The following is a 13,650-nucleotide window of genomic DNA, read 5'->3' on the forward strand; positions in this document are numbered from 1 at the left end:
CGGAACCCCGCATACGTAACTCTCTTTCCGTTTGCAACCGAGCGTGAACCGATGTCTGCCGCAAAGATAGCGCGACTTGCCGACCGCGGAGTCGTCAGCGTGACCGGCGCCGACAGCGAAAAGCTGCTCCAGGGGCTGGTGACCAACGATCTCCAGGGCCTCGCTGAGGGGGAAGCCCGGCATGCCGCTCTGCTCGCCCCTCAGGGCAAAATTCTCTTCGACTTTTTTGTCGTCCGCCACGGCGAGGGCTATCTGCTCGACGTCGCGCGGGCCAAGGCGGCCGAACTCGTCAAGCGGATGGCGATGTATAAACTCCGCGCCGACATCACGATCACGGATGTTTCGGATTCTTTCAAAGTCTTCGCACTGTGGGGAACTGATTCGAAAATGCTCGCGGAAGGGCGCGGCATTTCGTTCCCGGACCCGCGTCATCGGGGCATCGGCCTAAGACTTTTAGCCAGCCCCCATGAAAATTTTTTGTCGTCCGATGGCGCAGAATCGGAGGGTGATTCGCGCCTCGCCTACGACGCACTTCGCATTGAATACGGAATTCCCGAAGGTGGCAAAGACTACGAATTCGGCGATGCTTATCCGCATGAAGCCGATTTCGATTTGCTCAATGGCGTGTCCTTTACCAAAGGCTGTTTCATCGGGCAGGAAGTGGTCGCGCGGATGCAAAACAAAACACTGGTGCGTAAGCGCGCCGTCAAAATCTCCGCTAACGCGCCGCTGGAACCCAATTTAGAAATTCTTCTCGGCGATATTTCTGTCGGACGTGTCGGAACAGCGGACGGAACAAATGCAATTGCGATGCTTCGGCTGGATCGCGTTATAGAGGCAGAGCAGAAAAGTCTTCCGTTGACGGCGGGCGGAATTGCGATTGCTCCCGATGAGGATGCGATGAACCGCTATCGCTCCGCGGCCGCAGCGCGAGCATCCCAATCGACACGGCCGATATCGTAATGGCGGCGAAAGAGATCCATCGCTGCACGTGGGCCGGCACTGACGCGGACTACATCCGCTACCACGACGAAGAGTGGGGCGTGCCGATGACCGATGATCGTGCGCTGTTTGAAAAGCTTGTGCTGGAAGGCTTTCAAGCGGGCCTGTCGTGGATCACCATTTTGCGCAAGCGCGAGAATTTCCGCGCTGCGTTTCATAATTTCGATGCCGAGCGCATCTCGCGCTACACGGCGCGCGACGTCGAGCGGTTAATGAAGAACGAAGGAATCATCCGAAACCGCGCCAAGATCGAAGCTACGATCTCGAATGCGCAGGCATTTCTCACATTGTCGGAGCGCGCGCCGTTTTCGCAATATCTATGGGGTTTTCTTGATGGCCGCCCTATCGTCAACGAGATAACATCCTCAAAGGACATTCGCACCGAGACCGACGTCTCAAAACGAATGAGCAAGGCTCTGAAGGCCGATGGCTTCCGCTTCGTCGGATCGACCACGCTCTACGCCTTCATGCAGTCGACAGGCATGGTCAACGATCATCTCGTGACGTGCTTTCGATATGATCAGTGCGCGAAGCTTCAAAAGAAACTCAAGATCCCCGGATTATGACGTCATCAAACCAATCGAAACCGCGCGCTTGGCAACGAATGCTCTCTGGCCGGCGGCTCGATCTGCTCTCACCCGATCCCAAAGACATCGAGATCGAAGACATTGCACACGGCTTGGCGCGCGTCGCGCGATGGAATGGGCAGACGCAAGGCTCCTATGCATTCTCGGTCGCACAGCATAGCCTTATCGTCACCGACATCGTTCATGCGCTGCAGCCAGAATACGCGCAGAATGAGCTACTTGCAGCGCTTTTGCACGACGCGCCGGAGTACGTCATTGGTGATCTTATTAGTCCGTTCAAAACGGCAATCGGCCTGGACTATAAAGCCTTCGAACACAAACTCCTCCAAGCGATCTATTGCCGGTTCGGAATTCGAGAACTAAGCCTTAGTGCAGCAGGCGCGATTAAACAGGCGGATACGGTTGCGGCCTACTACGAAGCAACTCGTCTCGCGGGCTTCGAAAAGTCGGAAGCGGAAACTTTTTTTGAAATTCCGAATTTACCAACGGAACTTCATAACGCCCTGGCCGTATTAAAACCCGTATCGGCGAGTGATGCCCAAACACTCTTTCTTGCCAAGTTCGCGGAATTGTTGCCGCACTGACAATCTGGCGTTTTTGGGGCTGTTTCGCGGTTTTCATTCAGAGGCTTATCTGAAAATCGCCATGATCGGCGACTAGCTCGCCTCATGGGGAGCACGGGGAAGATACACATGAACATGGAACTTTCTGGCCGGAGAAAACCGACGCCCGACAAGTCTCAGCGAGCTCCTGATGATGAGCAGGACCATGAGCCGTCTGTCGGGATTGGCTTGAACGCGGCGATCGTCGCCGTGTCTGACAATGAGCCTGTGGCGCTGGTCGTCCGTGCCGAGCCGGACAGCATTGGCGCTACGGACATGCTGCCGTACGGGCCATTTAATCCGCGTGCGCATCGCACGCTCGAGAGTGGGCTTAGATCGTGGGTTCAAGACCAAACTGGTCTGGAACTGGGATATGCCGAGCAGCTCTATACCTTCGCCGATCGTGGCCGCCATCCCGAACCGGGTGATACGGCTCCGCATTTCATCTCGATCGGCTATCTCGCCTTAACTCAGGCGATAGGCCACCACGGGCTGACCGATGGGCTGTGGCGTAGCTGGTACCAGTATTTCCCATGGGAAGACTGGCGCCGTGGCCGCCCGGAGATCATCGCCCGGGATATCGAGCCGCGTCTCAAGGCCTGGGCCGAACGGTCGTCCGGCAATGCTGCCACGTCCCAACCGACGATCGCGCGTGCGGATCGCGCGCGGATCTGCTTCGGTCTCGACGGCACCGCCTGGGACGAAGAGAAAGTGCTTGAGCGGTTCGAGCTGCTTTACGAGGCAGGTCTTGCCGAGGAAGCACTGCGCGACGATCGAGCGGCTGCGCGCGAGTGGACGGATCGTCCCAAACTCGGTCTGCCGATGCAGGCCGATCATCGGCGGATCCTGGCGACGGCGATCAGCCGTACACGCGCCAAGATCAAGTATCGCCCGGTCGTATTCGAACTGATGCCGGACGAGTTCACGCTGTATGAGCTGCAGAAGACCGTGGAAGCCATTCTCGGCCCGCATCTGCACAAGCAGAACTTCCGGCGCCTGGTTGAAGGCGCGGGCCTTGTCGAGCCTACGGGAGACGTCAAGACGCGCACCGGCGGCCGCCCGGCCAAGCTTTTCCGGTTCCGTCGGGAAGTGCTGTTGGAGCGCCCTGCTCCCGGCGTTCGGGTATCAGCGCCGCCAAGCCGGAACTGATCCGACTTTCGTTGCATATCTGGGGCGGAACCCCCGCCCTAGAAATTCGTTCTCAACTCTATTATTTTAAACACGTCCAGGAATGCTCTTTTTGAGCATTCCTGCGTGAGGTGTGCACGGCAGGTTTGCCGGCGCGTTTCGTAAGCTAAATATGCTCTCTTAGAGCATATGTGGAGGGCACGAAGAATGGTTTCTGCGGTTTCGACATTGGCTCCTGCATCCGCTGGGCGCGGAAAGGCCCGGACGCCGTTGGCCTATTCGTGGTCGCCTGCCCTCGAAAAGGAAATGGCGCCGCTTTATGCGCGCGTGAAGCACGTCATCACGCCGATGGAGTGGCCCTACTACGCGCCGCTGATCAAGGCGATCAACGAACTCAAGGTGCAGCGGAACGCTGTCATCCTGGCGCACAACTACATGACGCCGGAGATCTTCCACTGCGTTTCGGATTTCCGCGGCGACTCGCTGCAACTCGCAAAAGAAGCGGCGCGCGTCGACGCAAAGGTGATCGTGCAGGCCGGCGTGCACTTCATGGCGGAAACGTCGAAGCTGTTGTCCCCGGAAAAAACGGTTCTCATACCTGATATGCATGCGGGCTGTTCGCTGGCCTCATCGATCACACCAGAAGACGTTCGCATGCTTCGCGAAGCTTATCCGGGCGTGCCGATCGTGACCTACGTCAACACGTCGGCGGCCGTTAAAGCGGAATGCGATATCACCTGCACATCGGCGAACGCCGTGAAAGTCGTCGAGAGCCTCGGCGTGCCGCGCGTCCTGTGCATACCCGACCAGTATCTGGCGAAATGGGTGCAATCTCAGACCAACGTCGAAGTGATCACGTGGAAAGGTTCGTGCGAGGTGCACGAGCGTTTCACGGGCGAGGAGCTTCAACGCATGCGCGCCGACGAGCCGGGTCTGAAGATCATCGCGCATCCGGAATGCCCGCCCGACGTCATCGCGGCGGCAGACTTCACGGGTTCGACGTCCGGCATGATCAAGTGGGTGAAAGACGAACATCCGCGCAAGGTGATGCTCGTCACAGAATGCTCGATGGCGTCGAATGTGGCCGTTGAGGCGCCGGAGGTCGAGTTCATCCGGCCGTGCAATCTCTGTCCGCACATGAAGCGCATCAGCCTGGAAAACATCTATGACAGCCTCGTGCATATGCAGCATGAGGTGACGGTCGATCCCGATATCGCCGCTCGCGCCCGCCGCGCGGTCGAGCGCATGGTCAATCTGACGAACTGAGCAACGAACTAAGCGCCGGGGTCAACTTCGCCCAGGAGGGCAATTCAATGGCCGCACACAAGAAGCGCTATCCCGTAACGGACTTCAACGGCTTCACGGGAAAGCCCGGACCCGGCGACGTCGCCATTATCGGGGCCGGGCTTGCGGGTCTGTTCACGGCATTGAAGCTCGCGCCGCTGCCGGTAACCGTGATTGCCGCGGCGCCCCTCGGTGAAGGCGCGTCGAGCATGTGGGCGCAAGGCGGCATCGCTGCCGCTGTCGGCGAAGGTGACAGCACGGCAAAGCATGCGGCCGATACGATCGAGGCAGGTGCCGGGATCGTCGATCCGGACGTCGCGCGCCTCGTTGCGGAGGAAGGTCCCGATCGTATTCGCGATCTGCTCGGCTATGGCGTGCCGTTCGATCGCGATCTCGAAGGCCATTACGTGCTTTCGAAGGAAGCAGCACATTCGGAAAAGCGCGTCGTGCGCGTCTCCGGCGATAAGGCGGGCGCGGCGATCATGCAGGCGCTGATCGCAGCGGTTCGCGCGACGCCGTCAATCCGTGTGCTGGAAGGTTACGAAGCTGATGATCTCATCGTCACCGATGGCCGCATCGAAGGCGTTCGGCTGATCCGTCCGACTGCGCTTGGCAATGGCCGCTATGCCTTCGTGCCTGCTTCGGCGGTGGTGCTGGCGACGGGCGGCGTCGGCGCGTTGTTCGCACTGACGACAAACCCGTCCTACGCAAAAGGCGAAGCGCTGGCGATGGCGGCGCGCGCCGGCGCGGTGATTGCCGATCCGGAATTCGTGCAGTTCCATCCGACCGCAATCGACGCGGGCATCGACCCCGCTCCGCTAGCGACGGAAGCATTGCGCGGCGAAGGCGCGACGCTCGTCAATTCGGACGGCGAGCGCTTCATGCTGGCCATTGATCCACGTGGAGAGCTTGCCCCACGAGATGTCGTTGCGCGCGGCGTCTATAACGAACTCGCTGCCGGACGCCGCGTCTATCTCGACTGCCGCGCTGCGATCGGCACGCATTTCGAAAAAGAATTTCCGACCGTCTGGGGACATTGCCAGCGCGCCGGCATTGATCCGTCGAAGGATCTTATTCCGGTTGCACCGGCCGAGCACTATCACATGGGCGGCATTGCAACTGACGTGCGTGGCCGCACGAGCCTTGCGGGTCTTTGGGCCGTCGGCGAGGTTGCATCGACGGGCCTTCACGGCGCCAACCGTCTGGCTTCAAATTCGCTGCTGGAAGCCGTCGTCTTTGGCGCGCGTGTCGCGAACGATATCCGCAAGCTGCTTCCGCATGATCGCGTCGGGCATTTCGTGGTGCCGCACCGCATTCCCGGCAGCGGCCGGGCGGCGGATACTGCCTCGCGGAAAGAAGCGATGCAGACGCTACGTAACATCATGACGACGCACGTTGGCGTTCAACGCTCCAGTCGTGGTCTGAAAAAGGCACTCACCGAACTGAAAGCGCTCGAGACGAGCAACGCCAATGATCGCGTACTATCCAACATGCTGCTGGCCGCGCGATTGATTACGGCGGCAGCGCTGCTTCGCAAGGAGAGCCGTGGCGGCCATTATCGCGTCGACTATCCGCAAACGAATCCAGCTCTGGCGCAGCGTACATTCATAACCCTCGCCGACCTCGATGCGATGGATGACGCCGCAAAACAACGCTCCGAGGCGCCACCGCTCGCCGCATGCTCATGAAGAAAGTCCTGCAAGTTCGCCAATGATGCTTTCCCATAATCTTGTTCTTGCCGCCGTTCGCGCTGCGCTTGCCGAAGATCTCGGCCTCAGCGGCGACATTACAACGAATGCGACCGTCGGTGCCGACGTTCGTGCGGATGCGCTGCTTGTGGCGCGAATGCCCGGCGTCGTTGCAGGGATCGCGCTCGCCGAAGCAGCGTTCCGGGAACTCGATCCAGACTGCAGTTTTGAGGTCGATATTGACGACGGAGCAAGCATCGTTGCCGACGATACTGTTGCCCGGATTAGCGGCAATGCCCGCGCGATTCTCACGGCCGAGCGCGTCGCCCTCAATTTCATGGGCCGAATGTGCGGGATCGCAACACTGACGCGGCGCTATGTCGAAGCGACGGCAGGAACGAAAGCGAAAATCGTCGATACGCGCAAAACAATGCCCGGACTCCGCGTCTTCGAAAAATACGCGGTGCGCTGCGGCGGCGGCCACAATCATCGCTTCGGGCTATTCGACGCCATCCTCATCAAAGACAATCACATCGTCGCCGCCGGTGGTGTCTCCGAGGCGATCAAGGCTGCCCGCAACGCGGCCGGTCATATGACGAAGATCGAAGTCGAAGTCGACACGCTCGATCAGCTTGACGTCGTCATGCGGGAAAAAGTCGATTGCGTGTTGCTCGACAACATGAACCCGCAGGAATTGCGTACGGCCGTGGCGACCGTCGCCGGGCGCTGCCTGACGGAAGCCTCGGGCGGCGTTAACCTCGATACCGTCAAGGAAATTGCCGCAAGCGGCGTCGATTTGATTTCGGTCGGCGCGCTGACGCATTCGGCGCCCGTTCTCGACCTGGGACTTGATTTCATCTCGGCGCCGCAAAAGAGTTCCGGCCGCCCTGCTTGAATTCGCCATAGTCGGCTCGCATCTGGCTGACTGTGGTAGAAACTCTGAGTCTCGGGCGCGGGTTTGGGAGGATCGGCATGTCGATGGCAATGCAATGGATCGTGCTTTGGGGCGGGATCGCAATCGCAGCCTCGGTCTTTGCGGCCGTCCTCGCAGGTATCAAGAATCGCGACCTATCGTACTGGACGGCGTGGAGCTTCCTGGTGCCGCCGTTCGCACTTTGGCTGCTGTTCTTGCCGCGAAACAAGGGCCCGCGGCCGCGCCGGCCGACACTCGATGAAATCGACCGGCACGAAAACGGGCCGCTCTAGGACGCCGCCTGCTCGCGCCGTTTCCTGCGGATCGCTGCCTGCGCGGCGGCCAAACGCGCGATCGGCACGCGATACGGCGAACATGACACGTAATCGAGATTGACCGTTTCGAAGAAATAGATCGACCTCGGGTCGCCGCCGTGTTCGCCGCAAATGCCGGTCTTGAGGCCCGGCTTGACGGACCGGCCGCGATCGACACCGATTTTCACCAATTCGCCGACGCCGAGTTGATCGATCGAAACGAACGGATCGGTCGTGATCACTTCGTGTTCAAGGTAGTTCGATAGAATTGGCGCGGCGTCATCGCGCGACAGGCCCAGGACAGTCTGCGTCATGTCATTGGTGCCGAACGAGAAGAAGTCGGCCCCCTTCTCGCCTGCAGCGATATCGGCGGCGCGCAACGCCGCGCGAGGCAACTCAATCATCGTGCCGACGTCGTAGGGAATGGTGACGCCCGTCTCCTGTTCCACGGCCTTTGCAGTCGCCGTGATGACGTCGCGCAGAATATCGAGCTCGCGACGATAGGCGATGAACGGGATCATGATTTCGGGATGGACCGCGTCGCCCATTTTCTTCTGCGCATTGATCGCCGCTTCGAAGATAGCGCGCGTTTGCATGCGCGTAATCTCGGGAAACTTGATGCCGAGACGGCAGCCACGGAACCCAAGCATCGGGTTGAATTCCTCAAGCTCGGCGACGCGGGCTTTCAGGCGCATCAGATCCATGCCCAACGCGGCCGCGACCTGCGCGGCCTCGCGATCTTCGTGCGGCAGGAATTCGTGCAGCGGTGGATCGAGCAAGCGGATTGTGACTGGCAGGCCCGCCATAATCTCGAACAGCTCTTCGAAGTCGGCGCGCTGGACGGGAAGCAGCTTGTCGAGCGCCTGCTGGCGACCCTCTTCGTCTTCGGCGCAAATCATCTCGCGGACGGCAAGAATGCGCTTTTCCTCGAAGAACATATGCTCGGTCCGGCAGAGGCCAATACCTTCGGCGCCGAACGAGCGGGCCTGGCGGGCATCGCGGGGCGTGTCGGCGTTGGTGCGCACTTTCATGCGCCGCGTCTTGTCCGCCCACTCCATGACGGTCGCGAACGTGCCTGAAAGCTGCGGCGGCAGCATCTTGGCTTTGCCCGCGTAGACGCGACCGGAGCTGCCGTCGATCGAGATGATGTCGCCGGATTTGAAGATGCGCGCGCCTGCCCTCATGGTGCCGGCGTTGGCGTCGATGCGAAGGGTTCCGGCGCCGGAGACGCATGGCCGGCCCATGCCACGCGCGACGACGGCGGCGTGGCTTGTCATGCCGCCTCGCGCCGTCAAAACCCCGACAGCTGCGTGCATGCCGTGAACGTCTTCGGGGCTCGTCTCGGAGCGCACGAGGATGACGTCGCGGCCCTTAGCCTTCAGCGCTTCGGCCATTTCAGAATGGAAAACGATTTCTCCGGATGCGGCACCAGGAGACGCAGGCAAGCCTTTGGCGATCAGGTCATGATCAGCCGACGGGTCGATCGCGGGATGCAGCAATTGATCGAGCTGCGCGGGCTCGACGCGCAGAATGGCTTCATCCTGTGAGATCAGGCCTTCTGCCGCAAGATCGACGGCAACGCGCAACGCGGCTTCCGTCGTGCGCTTGCCGGAGCGCGTCTGCAGAATCCAGAGCCTGCCGATCTGGACAGTGAACTCGACGTCCTGCATGTCGCGATAATGGCGTTCCAGGCGGTCGAAGATGTTCTTGAGTTCGGCAAAGACGTCCGGCATCGCGACTTCGAGCGACGTCTCGGCCTCACCGGCTGCGCTCTTTTTCGTTAGCGCATGCGGGGTACGAATGCCGGCGACGACATCTTCACCCTGGGCATTGGGAAGATACTCGCCGAAGATTTCCTTCTCGCCCGTCGATGGGTTTCGCGTGAAGGCGACGCCCGTCGCTGAGTTGTCACCCAGGTTGCCGAACACCATTGCCTGAACGGTGACGGCCGTCCCCCAATCCTCAGGAATGTCATGCAGCCGGCGATACGTCTCCGCGCGTGGATTGTCCCAGGAATTGAAGACTGCGGCGATGGCGCCCCAGAGCTGCTCGCTGGTGTCCTGCGGAAACGGCGCGCCGTGCTCGCGCTCGATCGCAGCCTTATAGTCGGCGATGATTTCGTGCCAGGCTTCGGCGTCGAGGTCGGTGTCGGCGGCGAATCCGTTCAGGTTCTTGAAATTTTCGAGAATATCTTCGAACGCGCCGTGATCGACGCCAAGGACGACGTCGCCGTACATTTGAATAAAGCGGCGATAGCTGTCGAACGCGAAGCGCGGATCGCCGGTCAGCGCGGCGAGCCCTTCGACCGTTTTATCGTTCAAGCCGAGATTGAGGATCGTATCCATCATGCCGGGCATCGACGCGCGCGAGCCGGAGCGGACGGAAACGAGCAGCGGCCGCGCCTCGTCGCCGAATTTGGCCGACACGGTCTCGCCGACGGCGTCGAGCGCCTGGAGCACCTCGCCTTTCAGCTCTTCCGGCAGCTGGTGGCCTGCGGCAAAGAAAGCCTTACAAACCTCGGTCGTGATCGTGAATCCGGGCGGCACTGGGAGGTCGAGGGCCGCCATCTCGGCAAGATTGGCACCCTTGCCGCCCAGCAGTTCGGACATCTCGGCGCTGCCTTCGGCCTTTCCAGGCACGAAAGCGTAAACCCATTTCTTTTTGCCGTCGGCGTTCGGCTGTGCCATCAGACCTCCGATGCGGTCTTTTTGCTGCCCATCATTCCTTTCAGGAGTGATGGGCGTCAGGGAGAGGTGCCATAGCAAATGAGGCCCCGCATTCCTAGCGCCGCCTGATCCTGCCCCGCTGGCAACACGTCGGAAAGTCTATCGCAATGAGCAAGCTCGAAACCGTTCTCGATACCTTGGGCCAGTCAAAATCGGCCGGACTTGACCGTTTGTTCGAGCTTCTGCGCATCGACAGCATCTCGACCGATCCTGGCCACAAGGCGAGTTGCCTCAGGGCTGCGGAATGGTGCGCGGCGACGCTAAAAGACATCGGCTTTGCGGAAGCTAAGGTTGTGCCGACAAGCGGCCATCCGATGGTTGTGGCGCATGACCGGCCGAAGCGTGACCCCAACATGCCGCACGTCCTGTTCTACGGACATTACGACGTGCAGCCGCCGGATCCTCTCGACCTCTGGAAAACGCCGCCGTTCGAGCCGCGGATCGAGAACGATCCGGTCAACGGCGAGGTGATCGTGGCGCGCGGCGCAGAAGACAACAAAGGTCAGCTCATGACCTTTTTCGAAGCGGCGCGGGCCTGGAAGAAAGTCGCGGGCGAATTGCCGATCGCAGTTTCGGTGTTGATCGAGGGCGAAGAAGAGTGCGGCTCGCCGTCGCTGCCGGCGTTCCTCGCCGCGCATGGCGATGAACTCAAGGCTGACCTCGTGCTCGTCTGCGACACCGGACAATGGGACAAGGACACCCCTGCCATCACGACGATGCTGCGCGGACTTGTCGGCGACGAACTCGTTATTACCGGACCGACGCGCGATCTGCATTCGGGCATCTACGGCGGCCCCGTCGCGAACCCCATTCGCGTGCTGGCGAAGGTGATGGCCGCACTCCACGACGATACTGGCAAAATTGCCGTTCCTGGATTCTACGACGGCGTTCAAGAGCCGACAGCAGAGCAGCTCGTGCAGTGGCAGGCGCTTGGCGTGCGCGCGCAGTCCTTCCTCGGCTCGGTTGGCTTGTCAGTGCCTGCAGGTGAGAATGGCCGCTCCGTCATTGAGCAACTGTGGTCCCGCCCGACGCTTGAATTCAACGGCGTGACGGGCGGCTACCAGGGCATCGGCTCGAAGACCGTGATCCCGGCGAAAGCCTCGGTGAAGATCACGTGCCGATTGGTGTCCGGCCAAGATCCCGAGCACGTCATGAAATCGATCCGCGATTACGTCGCGACGCTTCTTCCAGCCGACTGTAAGGCGACCTGGCTCGGCCATCACGGCTCGGGCGCGATCATGTTCGATACCAACGACCCAACGATGCGTGCGGCGGCCAAGGCGCTGGAAGAAGAATGGGGCAAGCCCACGGTGCTGATGGGCAGCGGCGCCTCGATCCCGATTGTCTCTTCGTTCCGCGATGCGCTTGGCATGGACAGCCTGATGGTCGGCTTCGGATTGGACGACGACCGCATTCATTCGCCCAACGAGAAATACAATATCCGAAGCTTCGAGAAGGGTGCGCGGAGCTGGGCGCGTATTCTTGCAGCGCTCGCCAAACCTGGCGCGTGAGATTGCCTAAATCGTCCGCCAACGCCGCATATTGCGTGCGATGTCAGAGAAAGAGAAATGCTCAAACCTCATTTATTTCTGACGGTTTTGGTGCTCGTGGCTCTCGGCGCTTACTTTGCCCACTTTATGAGCGAGCGGCCCCAGGTATATCCGTTGCCCAGCCGCACCGCCGACGGTGGCAAAGGAACAACAGGGTCCAGCGCCGGTACGAGCGGCAACGGAAATTCCAATCGCTCTGGTGGCGATGCGCGACGCGGATCGTTCGCCAACAAACAGGCGTACAACGACGACGACCGTTGGAACGAGAACTCCGACGACGACAGCGACCAGCGAAACGTTCCGGGCCAGTTCGATTACTACGCGCTGGTTCTCTCATGGAGCCCGACCTACTGCTCCGACCAGGGACGCGATGACGACACGCAGTGCAATCGCCGCGACGGCCGTCGCTATTCGTTCGTGTTGCATGGTCTCTGGCCGCAGTACGACAGCGGCTATCCGTCGAACTGCCGCCTTCCGAGGCGGCCGTTCGTGCCTGATCCCGTGATCAACAACATGCTCGACATTATGCCGAGCCGTGGCTTGGTCATTCACGAGTACCGCGCCCACGGGACATGCTCGGGTCTCAACCCGATGCAGTACTTCGCGCTGGCACGCCGCCTGTTCGACGGCATCAACATTCCTGAGCGCTTCAACAATCCGTTCGAGTCGCAGATACTGTCGGCGGCCGACGTCAAACGGGTCTTCCTGCAGGCCAACCCTCAATTCAGTCCCGATATGATGACCGTCGTCTGCGGCGGCGCAGGCGGCATGCTGCGGGAAGTGCGGCTTTGCCTGACAAAGGACGGCGCACCGCGCCGTTGCGGCCAGAACGAAACGCGACGCAATCTCTGCACGGCCAACCAAGTCTTCGTGCCGCCAGCCCGCTCGACGGCGCGCAACTGGCAGAACCAACAGCAGATCCAGTTGCCGACGCCCCCGGGAAACAATGCGCAAGGCGCCGACCATCTGCCGGGGCCGCAGATGAATTACAATTACGGGCGCAGCACGCAGTGAAGCTTCGAAGATCGTGTGATCGGTGTCAGGCGACCTTGCGAATGCGCTCAGGCCGCCAAGAGCGCGGTGCATCGGCGATCCAGCCGACGCTGGTGGGCGCCCGCAGCGATTCGATCGCCATAGGATTGATGCTCCAGCCGCCGGAAATCGCGGAGACGTGCTCTTCTGTCGGATAGAGTTGTAGCTCGCCGCCGAGGTCCCCGTGGCGGTCGCGGATGCCTCTGATTTCGATGAACGACAGGCCGAGCTGGCGTTCTTCTTGCGACAGCTTGCCGGCATTCCAGATCACGCCCCCATCGCCAACCGCAAAGGCACGGACGCGCCGGCCCTTTTCAAAGCGCGCCCAGGCGTAAAAGTCGATGATCGGGAACGACGCGAAATACTGAACGGCCGGGAATTCGATCGCGAGATGCCGAAGCAGCGGCGTCATCTTATCGATAAACGACTCACTGGACGGAATAGGAAGCGACTCGGCAGCGACGAGCGTCCAGCCCTTGATCGGCGGGGCGATGAAAACGAGCCCGTTCGAGATCTCCGAATCGTAAATTGCGCCGACACCGGAATTCCAGTTGGCGGGCCGAAGCTGGACAAGTCCGAGTGCTGTTGCCACGGCCGCCGGATCATTCGATTTGATCGCAAGCCAAGCCATATCGTGTCCGAAGGCGCGTGGACGGTCTGGATTATCGGCTAGGCGAACATGATGCGGCACGAGCCGCGGCACGATGATGGTCGCGGCGGCAATAGTGGTCAGAAAAACGAGAGCAACGACCGTTAGAAGCACGGACCGGACCGCACGATGCCAGAAATCTCACTACAACCTCTGAGCTGAGTTGTGGCAATTC

General features: G+C 60.6%; 12 protein-coding genes. 10 read left to right on the forward strand and 2 right to left on the reverse strand.

Translation table 11 applies throughout. The annotated features are described in order from the left end of the window. Nucleotides 1–51 precede the first annotated feature (51 nt). The 8 genes from HYP802_RS0116965 (at nt 52) to HYP802_RS0117000 (ending at nt 7,497) form a co-directional block, all read left to right on the forward strand. Complete coding sequence (locus tag HYP802_RS0116965) at nt 52–963, forward strand: folate-binding protein YgfZ (RefSeq protein ID WP_024276202.1); 912 nt, start codon at nt 52–54, stop codon at nt 961–963. Further along, on the forward strand, nt 963–1,568 hold the full coding sequence (locus HYP802_RS0116970) for a DNA-3-methyladenine glycosylase I (RefSeq protein ID WP_024276203.1): 606 nt from the start codon (nt 963–965) through the stop codon (nt 1,566–1,568). Before HYP802_RS0116965 ends, HYP802_RS0116970 begins: the two co-directional genes overlap by 1 nt. Before the next feature lie 113 nt (nt 1,569–1,681). After that, nucleotides 1,682–2,173, forward strand: a complete 492-nt coding sequence (locus tag HYP802_RS0116975; RefSeq protein WP_348623615.1) for a YfbR-like 5'-deoxynucleotidase — start codon at nt 1,682–1,684, stop codon at nt 2,171–2,173. A 108-nt stretch (nt 2,174–2,281) separates the two neighbouring features. Continuing rightward, complete coding sequence (locus tag HYP802_RS0116980; protein ID WP_013948589.1) at nt 2,282–3,340, forward strand: NAD regulator; 1,059 nt, start codon at nt 2,282–2,284, stop codon at nt 3,338–3,340. A 186-nt stretch (nt 3,341–3,526) separates the two neighbouring features. Then, complete coding sequence (gene nadA, locus HYP802_RS0116985) at nt 3,527–4,585, forward strand: quinolinate synthase NadA (protein WP_013948590.1); 1,059 nt, start codon at nt 3,527–3,529, stop codon at nt 4,583–4,585. Nucleotides 4,586–4,632: 47 nt separating this feature from the next. Beyond that, entirely contained in the window at nt 4,633–6,291 is a 1,659-nt protein-coding gene (locus tag HYP802_RS0116990; protein WP_013948591.1) for an L-aspartate oxidase, read from the forward strand. 22 nt (nt 6,292–6,313) lie between these two features. After that, on the forward strand, nt 6,314–7,186 hold the full coding sequence (gene nadC / locus HYP802_RS0116995) for a carboxylating nicotinate-nucleotide diphosphorylase (protein WP_013948592.1): 873 nt from the start codon (nt 6,314–6,316) through the stop codon (nt 7,184–7,186). Nucleotides 7,187–7,263: 77 nt separating this feature from the next. Beyond that, entirely contained in the window at nt 7,264–7,497 is a 234-nt protein-coding gene (locus HYP802_RS0117000) for a hypothetical protein (RefSeq protein ID WP_013948593.1), read from the forward strand. On the opposite strand, the gene ppdK is transcribed toward HYP802_RS0117000, so the two are convergent. Then, nucleotides 7,494–10,205: a pyruvate, phosphate dikinase gene (gene ppdK / locus HYP802_RS0117005; protein ID WP_013948594.1), complete on the reverse strand. Its 2,712-nt coding sequence runs from the start codon at nt 10,203–10,205 to the stop codon at nt 7,494–7,496. The genes HYP802_RS0117000 and ppdK overlap by 4 nt on opposite strands. Before the next feature lie 146 nt (nt 10,206–10,351). Between ppdK and HYP802_RS0117010 the strand changes: the two genes are divergently transcribed. Both HYP802_RS0117010 and HYP802_RS0117015 read left to right on the forward strand, forming a co-directional pair. Continuing rightward, entirely contained in the window at nt 10,352–11,755 is a 1,404-nt protein-coding gene (locus HYP802_RS0117010) for a dipeptidase (RefSeq protein ID WP_013948595.1), read from the forward strand. Between the two features lie 57 nt (nt 11,756–11,812). Then, the gene (locus HYP802_RS0117015; protein ID WP_013948596.1) at nt 11,813–12,808 is read left to right on the forward strand and encodes a ribonuclease T2; all 996 of its coding nucleotides are present in this window, start codon (nt 11,813–11,815) and stop codon (nt 12,806–12,808) included. A 25-nt stretch (nt 12,809–12,833) separates the two neighbouring features. Here the strand turns inward: HYP802_RS0117015 and HYP802_RS0117020 are convergent, their stop codons facing one another. Next, nucleotides 12,834–13,589, reverse strand: coding sequence for a hypothetical protein (locus tag HYP802_RS0117020; RefSeq protein WP_013948597.1), 756 nt, complete (start codon nt 13,587–13,589; stop codon nt 12,834–12,836). Nucleotides 13,590–13,650 lie beyond the last annotated feature (61 nt).

The sequence above is a fragment of the Hyphomicrobium sp. 802 genome, assembly GCF_000526135.1.
In the GTDB taxonomy this organism is placed as follows: domain Bacteria; phylum Pseudomonadota; class Alphaproteobacteria; order Rhizobiales; family Hyphomicrobiaceae; genus Hyphomicrobium_B.

What these genes read in the sequence shown, in the direction of transcription:
- HYP802_RS0116965 (WP_024276202.1), top strand. Translation starts at nt 52, where the DNA reads ATGTCTGCCGCAAAGATAGCGCGACTTGCCGACCGCGGAGTCGTCAGC.
- HYP802_RS0116970 (WP_024276203.1), top strand. Translation starts at nt 963, where the DNA reads ATGGCGGCGAAAGAGATCCATCGCTGCACGTGGGCCGGCACTGACGCG.
- HYP802_RS0116980 (WP_013948589.1), top strand. Translation starts at nt 2,282, where the DNA reads ATGAACATGGAACTTTCTGGCCGGAGAAAACCGACGCCCGACAAGTCT.
- nadA (WP_013948590.1), top strand. Translation starts at nt 3,527, where the DNA reads ATGGTTTCTGCGGTTTCGACATTGGCTCCTGCATCCGCTGGGCGCGGA.
- HYP802_RS0116990 (WP_013948591.1), top strand. Translation starts at nt 4,633, where the DNA reads ATGGCCGCACACAAGAAGCGCTATCCCGTAACGGACTTCAACGGCTTC.
- nadC (WP_013948592.1), top strand. Translation starts at nt 6,314, where the DNA reads ATGATGCTTTCCCATAATCTTGTTCTTGCCGCCGTTCGCGCTGCGCTT.
- HYP802_RS0117000 (WP_013948593.1), top strand. Translation starts at nt 7,264, where the DNA reads ATGTCGATGGCAATGCAATGGATCGTGCTTTGGGGCGGGATCGCAATC.
- ppdK (WP_013948594.1), bottom strand. Translation starts at nt 10,205, where the DNA reads ATGGCACAGCCGAACGCCGACGGCAAAAAGAAATGGGTTTACGCTTTC.
- HYP802_RS0117010 (WP_013948595.1), top strand. Translation starts at nt 10,352, where the DNA reads ATGAGCAAGCTCGAAACCGTTCTCGATACCTTGGGCCAGTCAAAATCG.
- HYP802_RS0117015 (WP_013948596.1), top strand. Translation starts at nt 11,813, where the DNA reads ATGCTCAAACCTCATTTATTTCTGACGGTTTTGGTGCTCGTGGCTCTC.